Raw genomic sequence first — 17,934 nt, forward strand, 5'->3', positions numbered from 1 at the left:
TTAAATTGCTCCTTCATTAATGAGTGTCTGTAGAACGTCTGGATAAAATTGGTGCTCACAATCATGGATTCTAGTTGCCAAAGTCGCTAACGTATCATCACTTTTAACGGGAACTGTCCGTTGTGCGATGATTTGACCGGTATCGATGTTCGCATCAATATAATGAATCGTCACACCAGTCTCACTGACACCGGCTGCAAAGGCGTCTTCAATGCCATGACGACCAGGAAATTTAGGCAGTAACGCTGGGTGAAGATTAATAATTTTATGCGGATACGCGGTCAATAGGGTCGAGCCGATAATCCGCATGTAACCGGCCAGTAAAACCGCGTCGATTTGGCGCGCTTGCAGTGCCGTGAGGATGATTTCCTCAGCTGCAGCCTTATTCGCATAGTCATGAAAATCAACGATGAGGACTGGCACTTGCAACGCACGCGCCTTGGCAATCACCGGTGCCTGCGGTTGGTCACAAACGAGTAACGCAATCGTTGCCGGTAGTTGTCGCGCAGCAATCGCTTGATGCAGGGCGACGAAATTCGTGCCGTTGCCAGAAGCAAAGACGGCAATCTGTTTACGCATGCTTAGCCTCCTCGAAAACGACCGGAGTATCCCCTGCTTGAACCGTTCCAACCTGATAGTAGGCTTGGTGGTTAGCCGTCAAATTCGCCGTCACGGTATTCACCTGCTCGGGATGAACGATGAGTACCATCCCGAGGCCCAAATTAAAGGTCGACCGCAGATCTGATGTCGTCAAATCACCTAATTTCGCCAGTAACGGCATGATTGGTGGAACCGGCCATGTCTCTGGTTTCAAGTGGGCACTCAAACCTGCTGGTAACGCCCGCGCCACGTTTTCAATCAAGCCACCACCCGTGATGTGCGCGATACTTGCGATGAGCTTTTGCTGCAATAACGGTTGAACAGCATCGACATAAATCGTGGTTGGCCGTAGTAGTTCAGTCTGCAAATCATGTCCCAATTCTTCAAAGACCGTCGTTAGTTGATAGTCATGCTGTTTGAATAAGATGTCACGGACCAGGCTGAAACCATTGGAATGCAAACCGTTGGATGGTAACCCAATCAACACGTCGCCAGCAGTGACATTCGTCGGTGACAACAAGTCTGCCCGATTCGCGACACCAACAGCAAACCCCGCTAAGTCGTAGTGTTGTTCGCCATACATATCCGGCATCTCAGCAGTTTCGCCCCCAATTAATGCGGTATGTGCCTGCTGACACCCCGTGACAACGCCTGAAAGAATTGCTTTGACGCGCGCCTGGTCGGTATGTCCCAGACCTAAATAGTCCAAGAAGAACTGCGGCGTGGCGCCCTGTGCCAAAATATCGTTTACGCACATTGCCACCAAGTCAATACCGATCGTCGTATGCTGATTAGCAGCAATCGCCACTAGTAACTTGGTCCCAACGCCATCCGTGCCCGCAACCAGCACTGGTTCATTGCCAGTTGTCTTCGCATCTAACGGGAATAAGCCCCCAAAAGCCCCCAATTGTGCATTCCCACTCATTTGCTTGACCGTCTTTAAGACTTCATAGCCCGCGTTAATATCCACACCAGCGCGCTTATACGCATCACTCACTTGATCACCCCTTCATGATTGGCTTGTAATTGCGCAATCTCCGCATCATATTCGGCTTGGTAATCATACAGTGCCGTTGGATAATCGCCATTGAAGTAGGCCATGCACAGCCCACCGTATGGTTCAGTCGTGTCCAACCCCACGGCATCGATCACACCCTGTTCACTTAGAAAGCCCAGGGAATCCGCGCCAAACGTCGTACACATTTGATCAATCGTCTGTTGAGCCGCAATCAGTTCGTTAGTCGACTGAATATCGATGCCATAAAAACAAGGGTAGCGTAATGGTGGCGACGCAATCCGTAAGTGGACTGACTTGGCGCCGGCGTCTTTCAATAATTTAACGATGCGACGACTCGTTGTGCCACGAACGATCGAATCGTCGATCAAGACGACCCGTTTGCCCGCGACGACCCCTTTAACCGCCGAGAGTTTCATCCGCACGCCTTGTTCACGCAACGCTTGGGTCGGCTGAATAAACGTCCGCGCTGAATATTGATTCTTGATCAGGCCCATTTCATAAGGCAAACCACTCGCTTCCGCGTAGCCCGTTGCGGCCGATAGTGACGAGTTCGGCACCCCGACGACAATGTCCGCGTCGACGGGCTGTTCTGCTGCCAGGCGAGCACCCATTCGTTTGCGGGCGGAATGCACGTTGACGCCGTGAATATCGGAATCCGGACGCGCAAAATAAATAAATTCCATCGAGCAAATCGCTAACTGCGTATCGGTCGTGTAATGGTCGATGGTGAGGCCATTATCGTCGATCGTCAGGAGTTCACCAGGTTGCACATCCTGCACGAAAGTTGCCCCAATCGTATCTAACGCGCATGTTTCACTACAAACCACGTAGCCCCCGGTTGGCAGCTGTCCAACTACCAACGGTCGCAAACCATTCGGGTCGAGTGCCGCAATCAAACGGTCGTTTGTCAATAGTAAGTAGGCAAAGCCCCCATGAATCTGACGTAACGCATCCTTGACTTGTTCGGTCAAAGTTGCTGCGGGACTGCGTCGAATCAAATGCATTAGAATCTCACTGTCAGAGCTAGCGTGGAAGATTGCACCGTTTTGTTCCAAGTTCCGCCGCAACGTGACCGCATTCGTCAAATTACCGTTATGGGCAAGCGCAAACTGCGAATCACTAAAATTAAAACTCAGCGGCTGTATGTTTTCTAATCCGTGATTGCCGGCCGTCGCGTAACGGACGTGGCCCACAGCAGCTTGTCCGGTCAACTGTTCGAGGCGCCGCGGATCACGGAAAACATCCGCTAATAATCCGAGGCCCCGCTCTGTACGTAACTTGCCATGGTCATTAGCCGTAATGCCGGCACCTTCCTGACCACGATGTTGCAAGGCATGGAGGCCAAAATACGTGAGCTGGGCGGCATCTGGTGAACCCCAGACACCGAAGACCCCACACTCTTCATTCAAACTTTTTACTTCAGTAGGCATGGTAAAGCCCCTTCCCACAACTGTTTGGCAAAACTAACTTTCAAATCAAATGCTTGGTCGGCCGTCTTGACCAGTAACCGGTCCGCGTCCGTCGTTTTCCCAAGATACGTGACGTAGGGTTCCATTAATTGTTCAAACGCCGCTTGATCATCAGACGTCACTGAAATCACAAACCGCGATTGCGTTTCGGCAAAGAAGTTGGCTGCCGGTTCACTACTCGTTAAATCGACCCCCAGATTCTGGCCAAAGCAAGATTCCGCAATGGTGACGATCAAACCACCTTCTGAGACATCGTGAGCACTGGCGACTAAGCCCTTTTGGATGGCCGTCAATAACAAGCGCTGGTTGCGATTCTCAGTGACCAGGTCAAAGTCGAACAGCTCGCCTTTGATCGTTCCAGTTAGCATCTTTTGCAATTCACTACCGTTAAAATCAGCGGCGGTCGTTCCAAGCACGTAGACGGCATCGCCAGCGTGCTTGAAGTCACTGGTCGTAATGTCACGTTGGTGCTTGATCAGTCCGACCATCCCAATCATCGGCGTTGGATAGATGGCTTCCCCATTCGACTCGTTATTCAGTGACACGTTACCGGAAATCACCGGTGTATTAAATAATTGGCAAGCCCGGGCGATTCCCATCGCAGATTCATCCAGATCGTAAAATTGTTCGGGCTTTTCCGGATTACCGTAATTCAAACAATCGGTAATCCCTAATGGTTGACCACCGGAAGCCACGATATTACGAGCAGCTTCCGCCACCGCAATCTCGCCGCCGACCCGTGGGTTCAAGTACAAGTAACGGCCATTCACGTCGGTGGTGATGGCTAACGCCTTATCCGTATGACGAATCCGAATCACACCGGCATCTGAGCCAGGCTTAACAACGGTATTGGTCTGCACTTGTGAGTCATAAGTGTTATACAGCACCGCTTTGGAGGCAATCGTGGGTTGCTGGAGCATCTTCTTCAGCGTCCCCGTCGCGTCAACGATTCGAGGCATAAATTGATGATGACTCTGATGGTTCAAGCGTGTCGGCCGCTTCTTTTCTCGTTGATAAACGGGGGCCTTGGTTGCGAGTGCATCGACGGGCACATCCGCTACTAACTTACCATGGTGGAATAATTGATACTGATGACCATCCGTCACTTTACCGATTGTGACCGCGTCCAGACCATATTTTTCAAAGACTTGATAGATCTCCGCTTCGGCCCCAGCCTTCACACACAACAGCATCCGTTCCTGTGATTCAGAGAGCATCAATTCAAACGGCGTCATACCCGTTTCACGTTGCGGCACTAAATCCAGGTTAAGCGTTAACCCACTGCCGGCCTTCGACGCCATTTCAGCCGAAGATGAAACTAATCCAGCAGCACCCATATCTTGAATGCCAATCAACACGTCGGCGTGGTCATGAATCACTTCCAGACAAGCTTCCATCAACAGTTTTTCCATGAACGGATCACCGACCTGGACCGCTGAACGTTGGGTTTCATTGGCATCATTGAATTCCGCAGAAGCAAAAGACGCCCCATTGATACCGTCGCGGCCGGTCTTGGCGCCGACATAAATTACGGCGTTGCCAATCCCAGTTGCTTGTCCCTTTTGAATATCAGCCTGATTAAGAATACCGACACACATCGCGTTCACTAACGGATTTTTCTGGTAACTCGAATCAAAGACCGTGTCGCCACCAATCGTTGGAATCCCGATACAGTTGCCATAACCGCCAATTCCGGCAACGACCTGTGAGATCAAATATTTCGTGTGTGCATCAGTCGGTTCACCAAAACGCAAGCTATCGAGTAAGGCAATTGGACGCGCGCCCATCGAGAAGATGTCGCGAATGATCCCACCGACACCGGTAGCTGCACCTTCATAAGGCTCGACTGCGGACGGATGATTGTGACTTTCTGCTTTGAACACCACGGCTTGACCGTCACCAATGTCGATGATTCCGGCACCTTCACCAGGGCCTTCCAAAACTTGTTCACCTTGCGTCCAGAATTTTTTCAGGACCGGCTTGGAATTTTTATAAGAACAATGTTCACTCCACATGCCAGAAAACAGTCCCGTTTCAGTTTCGTTAGGCAACCGCCCCAGCACGTCATCGGTCAGCATCTGATATTCCGCATCAGTCAATCCCCAGTCCCGATAGACTTTTGAATCACGGACATCCGTGGGTGATAATGGTTGCTTCTTAAGCATGGGCGACCTCCTCTTGACTCGCGATAATTGATTGGAATAGTCCTAAACCATCCGTTGACCCTAAAATCATTTCAACTGCCCGTTCTGGATGCGGCATCATACCGAGCACGTTACCGGCCTGATTGGTGATGCCGGCGATGTTCGCAGTACTTCCATTCGGGTTATCGACGTATTCAAAGACGATTTGGTGATTAGCGCGCAATTGTGCCAATGTGTCCTCATCGCAATAATAGTTGCCTTCGCCATGGGCAATCGGCAGCGTAATTTCAGTTGTTGCGCCATACGCCCGCGTAAAGGCCGTATCCCCATTAACGATTTTTAGGGTACTATCTTGACAAATAAACTTGGCGGAGCGGTTAGACTGGAGTGCGCCCGGCAATAAGCCCGCTTCAGTCAGCACTTGAAAACCATTGCAAATACCAATAACCGGCTTGCCGGCGTTAGCGAATTCAATCACCGCTGCCATGATTGGCGCAAAGCGGGCGATCGCACCGCTACGCAAGTAATCACCGTACGAGAAGCCCCCGGGTAAAACGACGGCATCGTAACCTGCTAGCGAAGTCGCAGTTGCTGGGATCAAATCCGCCGAAACCTTTAAGACATCACGCAAAGCGTTGACCATATCGTGGTCACAGTTCGAACCAGGAAAGACTGGTACGGCAAATTTCATCATTACAGGGCCTCCATCTCGGTGATTTCGTAACGGTACGTCTCCATATTGACGTTAGCTAACAACCGGTCACACATTTCATCGACTTCAGCTTCGATTGGCCGTTCGTCAGCTTCAAGTTTGACTTCGAAATATTTACCGAGCTCGACATCCGCAACATTCGTATACCCCAGCCGGTGCAAGGCATCGTGAATCGCTTCGCCTTTGGGGTCCAAGATTGATTGTTTGTAGGTGACATAGATTTTTACTAAGTACATGTTAATCCTCCTCGACGGTCGCTAACCGTGCTAATACTTCCTGATATACCGACGTTAAGTCGCCTAAGTTCTTACGAAAGACATCCTTGTCCAACGAAGCACCGGTCTTCAGATCAACTAGTCGACAACTATCTGGTGAAATTTCGTCTGCGAGCAACACGTCACCCGCTGCTGTTAAACCAAATTCGATTTTAAAATCAACCAATTGAACGCCCATCGCCGCAAAAATAGTCGTTAACCGCTGATTGACCTGCAAGGCTTGACGCTTGATTTCCGCGACCACTTCTGGAGTGGCAATATTTAACGCGTGAATTTGTGAGTCATTGATAAAGGGATCATCGAGCGCGTCACTCTTGTAGAAGAATTCCAACACCGGTTCAGGGAATTTCGTCAAGTGGGCCACGGCAAATTTCCGTTCAAAACTACCTGAAGCCGCATTACGAACGACGGTCTCTAACGGAATCATCGTGACCCGTTTAACTAGCTGAACGTAATCAGTTGGTTGATCAATAAAGTGATTGGGAATTCCATGCGCAGCTAAATCTTTGAAAATTAAGCTGGAGATTCGATTATTCAAACGACCTTTTTGATCGATGGGGACCTTCCGTTTGCCATTCAATGCCGTCGCCTGATCTAAGTATTCGACCCAGAGGATTTCTGGATCGTTAGTGGTATACATTTCCTTCGCTTTACCCGCGTATAATAACGTTTCTTTTTCAATCGCTGCCGTCATACTCATTGTTCCCCTTTCAGAATTGAAACTGATGCCAATGCTGCGTCAATATTGTGATTTAACACGGTGACGTGGCCCATCTTCCGTTGCGACTTGATCGCCGCCTTGCCGTAATCATGAAAATGCCATTCGGGATGGTTGATCAACTGCTGCCGAGCAAGTGTCAAATCATCGCCCAGTAAGTTACGCATCACTGCCGGACTAGTCTGGACCACAGCGGGAATCGGTAACCCACAAATGCTACGAATATGTGCTTCAAATTGGGAAATGTTGCAAGCTTCAATCGTATAGTGGCCCGAGTTATGGGGCCGCGGCGCTAACTCATTCACAATTAAAGTGTCATCTGGTAAGACAAAGAATTCGATGCCGAGAACCCCTCTTAATTCAAGCGCCTCAGCAATTGAAACCGCGATTTTACGCGCAGCGGCGTGGACACTCGCTTGCACGTTCGCCGGGGCAATCGTGGTGTGCAGAATATGATGTTGATGTTGGTTTTCAACGAGTGGGAAGGTCGTCACGACATCCGCTGCACTGCGCGTCACCATCATCGAAACTTCCGTCTGAAATTCCTGGCGTGCTTCCAAAATACAAGGATGGGCGAGCAGTGCTTCCGCTTCCGGCGTAATGGTCGTTGATGCTAAATCAGCTTGGCCGTGGCCGTCGTAACCGCCCGCCGCCGTTTTGAGGATGGCCGGGGTGCCGACCCGGTTTAACGCGTAATTCAAGGATTGACGGTCATTGACTGGTGCAAATAGTGTGACTGGAATGCCATGGTCATGTAAGAATTGTTTTTCGTTCAGCCGGTCACCCGTAACATGCAGTAATTCGGTTCCCTGTGGTAATTGGGCGTATGCTTGAGCCGCCTTCAAGGCCGTCTCATCAACGTTCTCGAATTCATAGGTCAACACATCACTCCGCCGCGCTAAATCGAGTAAGGCGGCCTCGTTATCATAAGCCGCAACAATTTGAAAGTCCGCGACTTGAGCGGCTGGCGCTTTGGGCGTCGGATCTAAGACACCAACTTGATAGCCCATCGCTTTGGCGCTTAGTGTCATCATCTGTCCAAGCTGCCCCCCACCGACGATGCCAATGGTGGCTGGTGGTAAAATCGGCTGTTTAAAACTGGCGTTCACTTTGCTCAGCCTCCTGACGTTGTTTGTCTCGAAAATCACTGATTGCTTGTTGGACTGCTGGCTCGCGTAGCCCAATAATTTGAGCGGCCATCAAAGCGGCGTTTTTGGCACCAGCCTCTCCGATTGCCATCGTGGCTACGGGAACCCCCGCTGGCATTTGAACGATTGAGAGTAATGAATCGACCCCGCTCAACGCCTTCGTCTTAATTGGCACCCCGATAACTGGAAGGACGGTATTGGCAGCCAACATTCCAGGAAGATGAGCCGCTCCACCGGCACCCGCAATAATGACTTGTAGTCCCCGCTCAGCAGCCTGTTCGCCATACGTCTGCAACGTCTGCGGCATCCGATGTGCCGAAATGACGTGGCGTTCGTACGAAACACCCATTGCTGTTAACCGTTCGGCGGCCAATTGCATCGTTGGCCAATCCGAAATTGATCCCATCACTAACCCAACTTTTGCCATCACGATCCCTCTTTCTCTGTTTTCACCATTAGTTTAGCAACCAGCCGGTCCGCTGTCAACGAATTTCTTAACTTTATTGATTAATTAACGTTTTAATGTTCGTGTTATTATCCGACACAATTTTGCTAATATTTCTTCATTTTCCAACACAAACCGCTATTTTAGTTAATTTACAGCTATTTTAGCGAATCATCTTCCACCCCTTCTCAGGGCTCGCCATAATAATATTAATATTATAATTACCGAACAATCCCTGATTGCACAAAAAAAGAAGCTTTCAAGCATTGGTGGACTTGAAAGCTTCTTAAAACACATTCGATTATTTGGCTGAAGCACCGGATACATCATCAACGGCTGGTTCTTCAGGCTTAGTTGGTTCTGCTGCCGTATCGGCTGAAGCGCCGGAAACGTCATCGACAGCGGGTTGTTCTTCCGTATCCGCAGAAGCACCGGATACATCATCTGGTTTAGTTTCCTTGGCTTTAGAAGAAGCACCAGAAACCGCGTCAGTCTTCGCATCTGGATCAGGTGCTAACATCTGTCCAGTCTGCTTCAAGTAATACTTCACGATTGGTAATAAGTCGAGGACAAATTCGTTGATGCCTTTGTATTCGCCCTTGTCGTCATGTAAGGCTTGATAGTAATGCATGACATACTTATTTGGAATCCCGGGTACCGGTAACTTGAAGAGGTCGGTCTCACCGGTCCGCAGCATGTGAACCGCACGTTTAACCCCAGGCACGGCCCGCTTAGGATGACAGTCTGCTAACGGGTTACCGGCTTGTGCTGGCGTCCGTGAGGCTAACATCTTGTCGCCGTCCATCTGGTGGTTATAGTAGAGGAACTGGTTGTTGGCATCGGCATAAGTTAATTCCATCGGCATCGAGTTTAAGAACCAGTTCAACTGGTTGACCGTCAATACCCCACGGTCTAACTTAACGTAGTCGTCACCTTCAGCGGCGTGGGTCTTAGCTGCTGCTTGTTCGACCCAGTCAGCGGCATGCATGTTGACGCCTTTAATGGTCGTCTCAACTTCGCCCTTCGCTTCGAGGTCTTCATTCTTCCAGTCATCCGCATGTGCTTCTTTGTCCATCGCGTTGACCATCTTAACAAACTTGAGGAACTTACCTAACGTTTCTTGTAAAAATGAAACGGTGCGGGCGTCTTTCAAATTGTTTTGATCATCAAAGGCTTGCTTGACTTCACCCAACAAGAATTCATTACCAGGCATGACCACTGCGTCCACACCAGGAGATTCCAAGATCTGCCGTAAGTTCAACTGTGCCCGTGAAGAGCCTTGGTCATAATATGAAGCACCCACAATCAAGACTGGTTTGCCGGACATTGGATGAATCTTGAATGATAACCATTCGATGACACTCTTCAAGGCAGCGGTAATCGTGTGGTTGTGTTCAGGCGTCGCAATAATGACCCCATCTGCTTGCATAATTTTCCGCTTCAGATATTGAACGGCTTCGCCTTCCGTCTGGTCATCACTTTGGTTAAACATCGGCACGTCTTGAATGTCCAAGATTTCAACGTCCACCATGTCACTAAAATGATTAGCGATAAACTTCAACAATAACCGATTATAAGACTTATCTTCAATTGACCCTGCAATTCCAACTAATTTCATACGTCTCGCCCTCTCTATAGTTTTTCCCAATCCATGTCGCGAACTTCTTGGTACGTCGTTGCGTTCGCGTTCTTAAGCTTTTTCGTGATTTCGACAAACATCTGGAAGTCAGCGAATAACCCGTCTAACTTAGCCACCTGTTGGTCATCTACCAAGTCGCCGTCATCATCAAATGCTTGTAATGAATGGCCGAGCATAAATTCAGAACTTGGCATGATGCGCGCGCGTAATTCAGGTGAGTCCAACACTTGCCGCAAATGCGCTTGCGCCCGTGAAGTCCCTAGTGCCCCATAAGAAGCCCCTAGAATCATCACTGGCTTGTCCACAAATGGTTGAATATGGAATGAAAGCCATTCCAATGCATTTAACAGCACAGCTGGTGCCGAATGGTCATATTCAGGCGTACTGATGATAACCCCATCAGCGGCGTCGATTTTAGCGGCCATCCCCTGAGCTTGTTCTGGAATCTGCCGGTTCTCTGGCTTGTTAAAAATCGGTAGCCCCTTAATTTCCATTAATTCGATTTCTGCTTGATCCGCATAGTGGGCCTGCATGTATTGCAATAACTTGCGGTTCGTCGATTCATCTGAATTGGTACCAACCATTGCGATAAATTTATGCATCGAAAACAACTCCTTCTATACTCAAATAGTCAAATATTATATATTTTCTAAATTAACAATTATATTGTAATGGATTTCACTAAAGAAAGCAAAACAATTTTAAGCGCTTTCAGTTAAATTTAATAAATAACTGAATTAACTTATCTCAAGTCTTTGCGCTTGTTTAAGTCGATTCAGTCTTCTACGCGGCTGCTGACAAAAATCGCCATTTAACCGGATTTTTCACAAAGTATTAGGGTGCAACCAATAAGTCAATCAATTGGTCGCGGTCAATGTTACCAAAATATTGGCTCAAATCGAGGGGTGCCAGCGCGGTCGCAATCGCCTGCCGTTCGTATTTGACGCCAATTAGGTGGTCAATGACGGGGTCAACCGGTTGCGCACCAAAGAAGTCACCGTAAATCGTGACGGTTTTGATTCGGCCCGCATCCACGTTGAGTTGAAACTCGACCGTCCCCGCATCAAAATGGCGCCGTTGTTTGATCGTAAAGGCCGGTGATTGCCCGTAGATCCAGTCCCAATTTTTGAAATACTGCTGATTGAGTTCAGCGATGCCCGCACGAGCCTCATCATCAAGCTGGTAGGTCTTCGCCTGCTTCAAATCAGTCACCCCGAGGATTTCACGTGCCAGCGTATCCCGGAATTCTTCGATGGTCAGCTGCTGGTACTCGGGTGCCATGTACGGCTTCAAATTAGTGACCCGACTGCGAACGGACTTAATACCTTTCGATGCGAGCTTGTCCTTAGGTACCGTCAGCGCCTTCGCAATCTGGCTTTGGTCGACATCATACATCAATGTGCCGTGTGAGAACATCCGGCCATTTTCAACGTGCATCGCGTTGCCAGAGAATTTCTTACCGTCAATCAACAAGTCATTGCGGCCGCTCATCGTCGCACCGGTCGCCCCCATTGCGTGCAAGGCGTTGAGGTGCGGTAAAGCGTTTGAAATTACCGAACCCGTCACCGTCGTCTTTGGTAATAAAACTAAAGCTAACATTGCCTAAATCATCATAGACCGCGCCACCGCCAGACGTCCGGCGCGTCAAAATAATATGCTGCTGTTTCACATAGTCCTGATTGATCTCCGCAACAACGTTTTGGTATCGACCCACGATAATGCATGGCGAATTAATATAAAAATACAGAATTGGTTCGGTCAAATCTGCGTGAGTCATCAAATAGGTCTCAATCGCGAGATTCGTCCGAATATCATGACTAGAACTTGCTAAATAGCGCATCGTCACACTTCCTATTCCAAATAGATTCGTTGCAAATCCTTGATTTCATTATTGGTCAGCTTCAACTCAGTATGCAAATAGTGCGTCAAATTACCAGATTGGCGCTTAATTTCGGTCATTGCAGCATCTAAATAAGCCGGATCAACTGACCACAGCGCACGAATACTTTCAATCGTTTCCGCTGAAGCACCTTGAGCCTTGGCAGCTGCCATCGCGCCGTTGATTCGGCCAATCGACGCTTGGTTGGTCAGTAAATAATCTTGTTTGATGGTCGCGAAATCGACACCCAGCGCCGTTAATAAGTACACGGCGCCCATGCCAGTCCGGTCCTTACCGGCTGTACAATGGAATAACAGCGTTGAATCAGGTTGGTCATTCGCTAGTAAGTTATCGAAGAACCGGCGATACTCATCCTTAGCGTGCTGTTCATCTGCGACCATCCGATAAACCTTGAGCATGTGTTTGAAGCCACTATCCGGATGTTTCTCCAAGTTCGCAGTCATCTTGTCCGTGCCATCTGAATTACGCGTCTCATCGACGTTAAAGACCGGTGCATAGACGTACTTAGCATTAGCTGGCACCCGGTCAGGCGCATCTAATACTTCTTTTGGTGAACGAAAGTCGATGTCATAGCGAACACCATAGTCGTCCAATTGCGCTTGGCCAGCCGGCGTGAGTTGGTCGAGGCCACCCGTCCGAATCACTTTATGCCACTTGACCGTGCGTCCGTCTTTAGTCGCGTAACCACCGAGTTCGCGAAAGTTGATACCACCTGGTACCGTTAATACACGTTGATTTGTCATTGTTGAAGCCACCTATCTGTTGTCATTTCAACTTCTATTCTAACATTGTCTTCCCCTCAATCGGGTGCCAATTGTCTGATTGTTGTTTTTTAACACCCGATGTGCGGTTGAATTTGCAGGTTGCAGCTGATTCACCACCGATTATGATTGGGTGTTATAATGTTTACAGATTCAGACGTTCGTGGCTGTTTGGTTCAAGTTAGACCGGGTCACAGCGCGCTAAAATTTATCACGGGTTCTATTAACGGAGGATTTACGATGACATTTGACTACGCACACCAAACCGACTGGCCGATGACTAGTGGTCAGCACCAATCACCAATTGATATTCAAACCAGCAAAACGCAGGATTCACAACTTTCAGCCATTAGCTGGCGTGGTTTATACCAAGCACAATCGATTACTGGCGAAGCAACGACACTCAAAGCGCACGGGATTGGTGCGGCCTACTTGAATGACCGCGATTTCACCTTCCAACAGCTGCATTTCCACACGCCAGCCGAACACCTGATTGACGGCCAAGCTGCGCCCATCGAATGGCATTTGGTTCACCGAAGCGCTACCGGTCAGTTAGCCGTGGTCGCCGTCTTTGGCCGCATTGGCAAGCCTAACCAGTCATTTCAGGGCTTATTAGACCAATTTACGCCTGAAGCAAGCCATGACCTCACTGAACCAGTCAATCTGACCGAACTACTCCCAGACACCGGGACGGTCTATCACTACCTCGGTTCATTGACGACACCACCACTTAGCGAAACGGTCGAATGGTACGTTTGTGCCGACACGGTCATGATTGGTGAAAAACAGCTGGCAGTTTATCAACACCTATTTGCCGCAAATAACCGGGCAGTTCAACCACTCAATGACCGACCAACTATTGCCGAACGCTTCTAAAATAAATGCTTAATGGGGTGAGCATATGCCAAAAAAGGTAATCTGGGGATTAATTGCCTGTGGCTTATTCCTGCTAATGATTATTGGGTTAGGCTTGACGACCCAGATTCATCAGGATCAGACGAACCACGTGGTGACCAAACAAAAACGACCGCTGATCATGATTGGCGGCAGTAGTAGTAGCCTGACGGATTTTGATGACATTATTCGTTCTCTCAACAAAACGGATCGGCATCCGTTGATTCGGGTAACCATTACTGCTGATCAACAACTGAAAGTGACCGAAACCCGCGTCAAAAACACGACCATCAACGATGCGTTAATCGTGATTTTTTTCGAGAACAGTACCGATTCCAACGACAATATCAAAACGCAAACGACGGGGTTAGCTAAGGCAGTCCGCTACCTCAAGCGCCACCAGCACCTGACGACTGCCAATGCGCTGGGCTACTCGAATGGTGGCCTGATTTGGAGCCGCTACCTCGCTGGGTTGAGCACTGATAATCCGTTAAGCGTACACGACTTGATGGTTATCGGCACCCCGTTTTTGGGTACCGATGCGGAAAATCCGGATAAAACGCTGTATGACCCGTTGCTCGACCATAAAGCCGCCTTCAAAAAATTACACGCCGTCATTAATGTCGCTGGCGATACTGGGGATGGCAACGACGACATCGTCCCACTCAGCAGTGTTAACGCGGGTGGCAAGTTGTTCATGAATAACGTCACGCGCTACACCGCCATGACCGTCAACCAAAAATCCATCAGTCACGGCGACTTATTACATGAAGCCTACGTGGCGCGTCTCATTCGGCAAAACCTCATTAACCAATAAATCGTCGCTCATCACATTCAGTATCAACTAAAAAACAAGCCGAACACGGTTAGTCAACTTCAGCTAAAGTTGACATCCATGTTCGGCTTGTTTTGTTTTAGAGACACAACCATTATTACGCATGTGCTAGGTAACTTGTCATGAATCATGGTTAAATCATACCAAGTTGGCGTCCTGTTCGTCAGCCAATGGACGTCTTAGTCCGACCTCCGGGGCTGGCTGACAACGCTGGAACAGGGCGGACATCGATTTGAACTCACGCAGAACCCCACTGCGCAATTTCAAATACGAGTCTTCTTCTAGCCCGGGGAACCCACCCGGACAAGAAGAATTTCGCCCTTGAGCATTGTCAGCCAGCCCCTCCAGTCGGGAAGCCGTTCGAATGGCGGATGAACGACCACCTATCTGGGTACAATTGACCACTGAATATTAAGTGACTGGTCCTTCAGGCAAACTTTTAATTGGCCTCAATAATGCTTTATCACACTTAATCATTGAAAAAACAGTTGAATTTTATTCGCAAGATTCAACGGACATTAGTCTTGAATTTAGTTGATAAATTACCTTCGTTTATAATTTGAAACTTTGCTATCTCAAACGACTAGGGAAAGTTTTGACAAATTCAGTGAAACTGTTGATTCGAAAAGTTAAAGCATGGGTTAGGAAGCTTAGTTATCATTAGAAACTAATCTGACAGTTCAATATCAAAGTCCCCGTGTACCAAGGAACCAACGACTAATCCAACAAAAAGTTGAGTTCGCACATGTCTGCCTTTCGAATACCATCCCGGCTGGAAGGTATTCTGGGCAAGGCCAAGTGCTTCTCAGAGTGTGAGGTTCAGACGGGTTGGGACTGAGGATTAGCCTAGCTAGAGCGTTAAGCGGTGCATTTCCGCTTGGCGTTCTGGCGTAGCTAACCGGAAGTCCCAGTCTGACCTGAACACGTTTCGTCCATATCGCAGCCAGCGTGAAAGACCAGTATTTAAGACGTGGTTTGTCGGCTTAAATCTGTGTCCACCACGTCACGGCCATTGCCTAGAATGCCTGGAAGCCGGCGTAGGACGTCGCTACAACAGCAGGTTCACGCTAACTCGCACTGTTTCCAGCGGGTCTAGGCTGGCGGCTTTTGAACTTAAGAAATGTCATGATTTAACCATCTTTGATGCTAAAGAATAACTAGCACAACGCGCTTCAAGGCACTAGCTCCCGATTTAAGAGTTCGCCGTCGCCACAAAGCGTGCTAGTTCGTCTGTTGACATGCCGGCACTTACGCCGACTAGTAGTTTGATCCGTGCTTTTTGACCATTCAAGCCTTGGCAGAAAATCACACCCATCTGCTTCAATTGCACACCGCCACCCTCATAAGCGTAAACGTCTTGCGCAATTCCGTTAAAGCACCGTGAAACGAGCACGACTGGAATCTGCATATCCAAAAGTTTTTGAACCGCTGGCAAGGTTGCCGGTGGTAAGTTACCCGCGCCTAGCGCCTCAATCACGACCCCGTGCGTCGTTGATTGTGCGATGGCATCAAATAATTCTGGCCCCATCCCGGCATAGGCTTTAATTAAGAAGACATTGTCAGTGACGCTTTGAATCGGGCAGACCGTTGAACGCAGTAGTGATTCGAAGAAGACCACGCCTTTATTGGCAACTAATCCGATTGGCCCAAAAGTGGGTGTCCGGAAAGTGGCCACGTTGGTCGTGTGGGTCTTCGTCACGTAACGGGCCGAGTGAATCTCATCGTTCATCACGACGAGCACGCCCTTTTCGGCCGCATCTGGCGTGCTAGCTGTCTGAATCGCTGTTTCTAAATTATGCAACCCGTCCGACCCGATTTCATTGGCCGAGCGCATCGCACCGGTAATCACGACTGGTAGCTCATTCGGTAACGTTAAATCCAAAAAATAAGCCGTTTCTTCTAATGTATCCGTTCCATGGGTGACCACCACGCCATCAACACCTTCGTGGGCCGCTTTATCGATGCGTTGCTTCAGTTGCAACATCCGTTCAGGCGTAATGTGGGGTGAAGGAACATTGAAGACATCTTCAGTTTCCAACTCAATATCGGCACCGAATGACGATTGATAATTGTCCAACGGATTTTCTGCACCGGGCGTCACGTTGCCAGCTTCATCCGCCGACATGGCAATCGTACCACCGGTATGTAGTACCAAAATCTTTTTCACGTTAGCTCCTCCTGTCTTATCATGTGCGGATCATCCGCATCTTCAGTAAAAATTATTTTAGGCCTGCCATCTTAGAATTGCAATCCGCCCTCACCGCTTCTTCATGTCAACTTCCTTAGATTCTCATACAACGTATCCTCACAACGAACACCACCTAAAAAAGATCGCCACTGATTCGTTAGTCAGTTAGTTACTTAGTTACTTGGTGACTCACTTTTGACCGAACTAACTAACCTCAAGTTGGCCAAATCATCAACCAATCGCTAAATTCCGCTAATTATTTTATCGTGCTAATCCCCCGTCATAGCTGACTTTTCACCCGCAAGCGGCTATCAAAAGACAAATTATGTTTGACAGAATAGCTAGTCACCTTTATAGTTAGTTACATAAGTAATTAACCAAATAACAAACTAACAACCCAAAAGGAGTTTTACAAAATGACAACGACACCGATTATGACTGTCAACGACCTGCACAAAACGTATGGTAAGGCCGGCAGCAAACAATACGAAGCCTTGAAGGGCATCGACTTCAATGTCCAACCCGGCGAATTTGTCGGCATCATGGGGGCCTCTGGTTCTGGGAAGACCACGCTACTGAACATGCTAGCCACTTTAGACCAACCAACTAGTGGTGAAGTCACGATTCGCCAGCAACCCATCACCCGTTTAAAAGGCAACCAACTGGCCGATTTTCGTGCCAAGGAGATTGGGTTCATCTTCCAAGACTTCAACTTATTAGAAACGATGACGGCTTATGAAAACATCGCCTTGCCGCTGTCATTGCAAAATACACCTAGCAAGCAAATCAAACCGGCCGTCGAAAAAGTAGCCCAACAGTTAGGTATTCAAGAATTCCTCACGAATTATCCAAACGAACTCTCTGGTGGTCAAAAGCAACGGGTCGCAGCGGCACGGGCCCTCATCAATGATCCTGCAATTCTCTTTGGTGATGAACCGACCGGCGCACTAGATTCCAAGTCCGCGCGGGAATTGCTTGATTTATTTACCAAAATCAACCAGGAACGGGCCGTCTCAATCCTGTTGGTAACTCACGACCCCTTCTCAGCTAGCTTCTGCCAACGGATCCTGTTCATCAAAGACGGACAGATTGGACAAGAACTGAAACGGGGAACGGCCAGTCGGAGCGACTTTTATCAACAAGTGCTTGATAACCTCGGGACGTTTGAACAATAAGCGAAATTAATCA

Annotated in this window: 16 protein-coding genes and 1 pseudogene; 3 read left to right on the top strand and 14 right to left on the bottom strand. The window is 48.6% G+C overall.

Annotation, left to right across the window (positions count from 1 at the left end; genetic code table 11):
- The 13 genes and pseudogenes from purN to KGF70_RS01095 all read right to left on the bottom strand — a co-directional run bounded on the left by purN (position 1) and on the right by KGF70_RS01095 (position 12,811).
- Positions 1-579, bottom strand: a complete 579-nt coding sequence (purN, locus tag KGF70_RS01035) for a phosphoribosylglycinamide formyltransferase (protein ID WP_216767710.1) — start codon at positions 577-579, stop codon at positions 1-3.
- A complete protein-coding gene (purM, locus tag KGF70_RS01040) occupies positions 572-1,597 on the bottom strand; it encodes a phosphoribosylformylglycinamidine cyclo-ligase (protein WP_216767711.1) in 1,026 nt (341 codons plus the stop codon). The genes purN and purM overlap by 8 nt, the downstream gene beginning before the upstream one ends.
- Entirely contained in the window at positions 1,594-3,048 is a 1,455-nt protein-coding gene (purF, locus tag KGF70_RS01045; protein ID WP_050339682.1) for an amidophosphoribosyltransferase, read from the bottom strand. Before purF ends, purM begins: the two co-directional genes overlap by 4 nt.
- Complete coding sequence (gene purL / locus KGF70_RS01050) at positions 3,033-5,252, bottom strand: phosphoribosylformylglycinamidine synthase subunit PurL (protein ID WP_216767712.1); 2,220 nt, start codon at positions 5,250-5,252, stop codon at positions 3,033-3,035. Before purL ends, purF begins: the two co-directional genes overlap by 16 nt.
- A complete protein-coding gene (purQ, locus tag KGF70_RS01055) occupies positions 5,245-5,925 on the bottom strand; it encodes a phosphoribosylformylglycinamidine synthase subunit PurQ (RefSeq protein WP_021337682.1) in 681 nt (226 codons plus the stop codon). The genes purL and purQ overlap by 8 nt, the downstream gene beginning before the upstream one ends.
- A complete protein-coding gene (purS, locus tag KGF70_RS01060; RefSeq protein ID WP_021337683.1) occupies positions 5,925-6,179 on the bottom strand; it encodes a phosphoribosylformylglycinamidine synthase subunit PurS in 255 nt (84 codons plus the stop codon). Before purS ends, purQ begins: the two co-directional genes overlap by 1 nt.
- A 1-nt stretch (position 6,180) precedes the next feature.
- On the bottom strand, positions 6,181-6,912 hold the full coding sequence (gene purC, locus KGF70_RS01065) for a phosphoribosylaminoimidazolesuccinocarboxamide synthase (RefSeq protein ID WP_122211690.1): 732 nt from the start codon (positions 6,910-6,912) through the stop codon (positions 6,181-6,183).
- Between the two features lie 2 nt (positions 6,913-6,914).
- Complete coding sequence (purK, locus tag KGF70_RS01070) at positions 6,915-8,045, bottom strand: 5-(carboxyamino)imidazole ribonucleotide synthase (protein ID WP_216767713.1); 1,131 nt, start codon at positions 8,043-8,045, stop codon at positions 6,915-6,917.
- Entirely contained in the window at positions 8,029-8,511 is a 483-nt protein-coding gene (gene purE, locus KGF70_RS01075) for a 5-(carboxyamino)imidazole ribonucleotide mutase (protein ID WP_216767714.1), read from the bottom strand. Before purE ends, purK begins: the two co-directional genes overlap by 17 nt.
- A 319-nt stretch (positions 8,512-8,830) precedes the next feature.
- Positions 8,831-10,147 (bottom strand): NAD(P)H-dependent oxidoreductase, encoded by a 1,317-nt coding sequence (locus KGF70_RS01080; protein WP_050339690.1) that lies wholly within the window; start codon positions 10,145-10,147, stop codon positions 8,831-8,833.
- Positions 10,148-10,161: 14 nt separating this feature from the next.
- Entirely contained in the window at positions 10,162-10,770 is a 609-nt protein-coding gene (locus tag KGF70_RS01085; RefSeq protein WP_050339692.1) for an NADPH-dependent FMN reductase, read from the bottom strand.
- Positions 10,771-11,002: 232 nt separating this feature from the next.
- Positions 11,003-12,008 (bottom strand): annotated as a pseudogene (locus KGF70_RS01090) (lipoate--protein ligase).
- An 11-nt stretch (positions 12,009-12,019) separates the two neighbouring features.
- Positions 12,020-12,811, bottom strand: coding sequence for a tyrosine-protein phosphatase (locus KGF70_RS01095; protein WP_003639448.1), 792 nt, complete (start codon positions 12,809-12,811; stop codon positions 12,020-12,022).
- Positions 12,812-13,069: 258 nt separating this feature from the next.
- Between KGF70_RS01095 and KGF70_RS01100 the strand changes: the two genes are divergently transcribed.
- Positions 13,070-13,705, top strand: a complete 636-nt coding sequence (locus tag KGF70_RS01100; RefSeq protein WP_216767715.1) for a carbonic anhydrase family protein — start codon at positions 13,070-13,072, stop codon at positions 13,703-13,705.
- 25 nt (positions 13,706-13,730) lie between these two features.
- A complete protein-coding gene (locus tag KGF70_RS01105) occupies positions 13,731-14,540 on the top strand; it encodes an alpha/beta hydrolase (RefSeq protein WP_105920722.1) in 810 nt (269 codons plus the stop codon).
- A 1,210-nt stretch (positions 14,541-15,750) separates the two neighbouring features.
- On the opposite strand, the gene KGF70_RS01110 is transcribed toward KGF70_RS01105, so the two are convergent.
- Positions 15,751-16,725, bottom strand: coding sequence for an asparaginase (locus tag KGF70_RS01110; protein WP_216767716.1), 975 nt, complete (start codon positions 16,723-16,725; stop codon positions 15,751-15,753).
- 437 nt (positions 16,726-17,162) lie between these two features.
- Here KGF70_RS01110 and KGF70_RS01115 point away from each other — a divergent pair, with 437 nt between their 5' ends.
- Entirely contained in the window at positions 17,163-17,921 is a 759-nt protein-coding gene (locus tag KGF70_RS01115; protein ID WP_088770888.1) for an ABC transporter ATP-binding protein, read from the top strand.
- The last annotated feature ends 13 nt before the right edge of the window (positions 17,922-17,934 follow it).

This window comes from Lactiplantibacillus sp. 7.2.4, from assembly GCF_018991185.1.
GTDB classification, from domain to species: domain Bacteria; phylum Bacillota; class Bacilli; order Lactobacillales; family Lactobacillaceae; genus Lactiplantibacillus; species Lactiplantibacillus pentosus.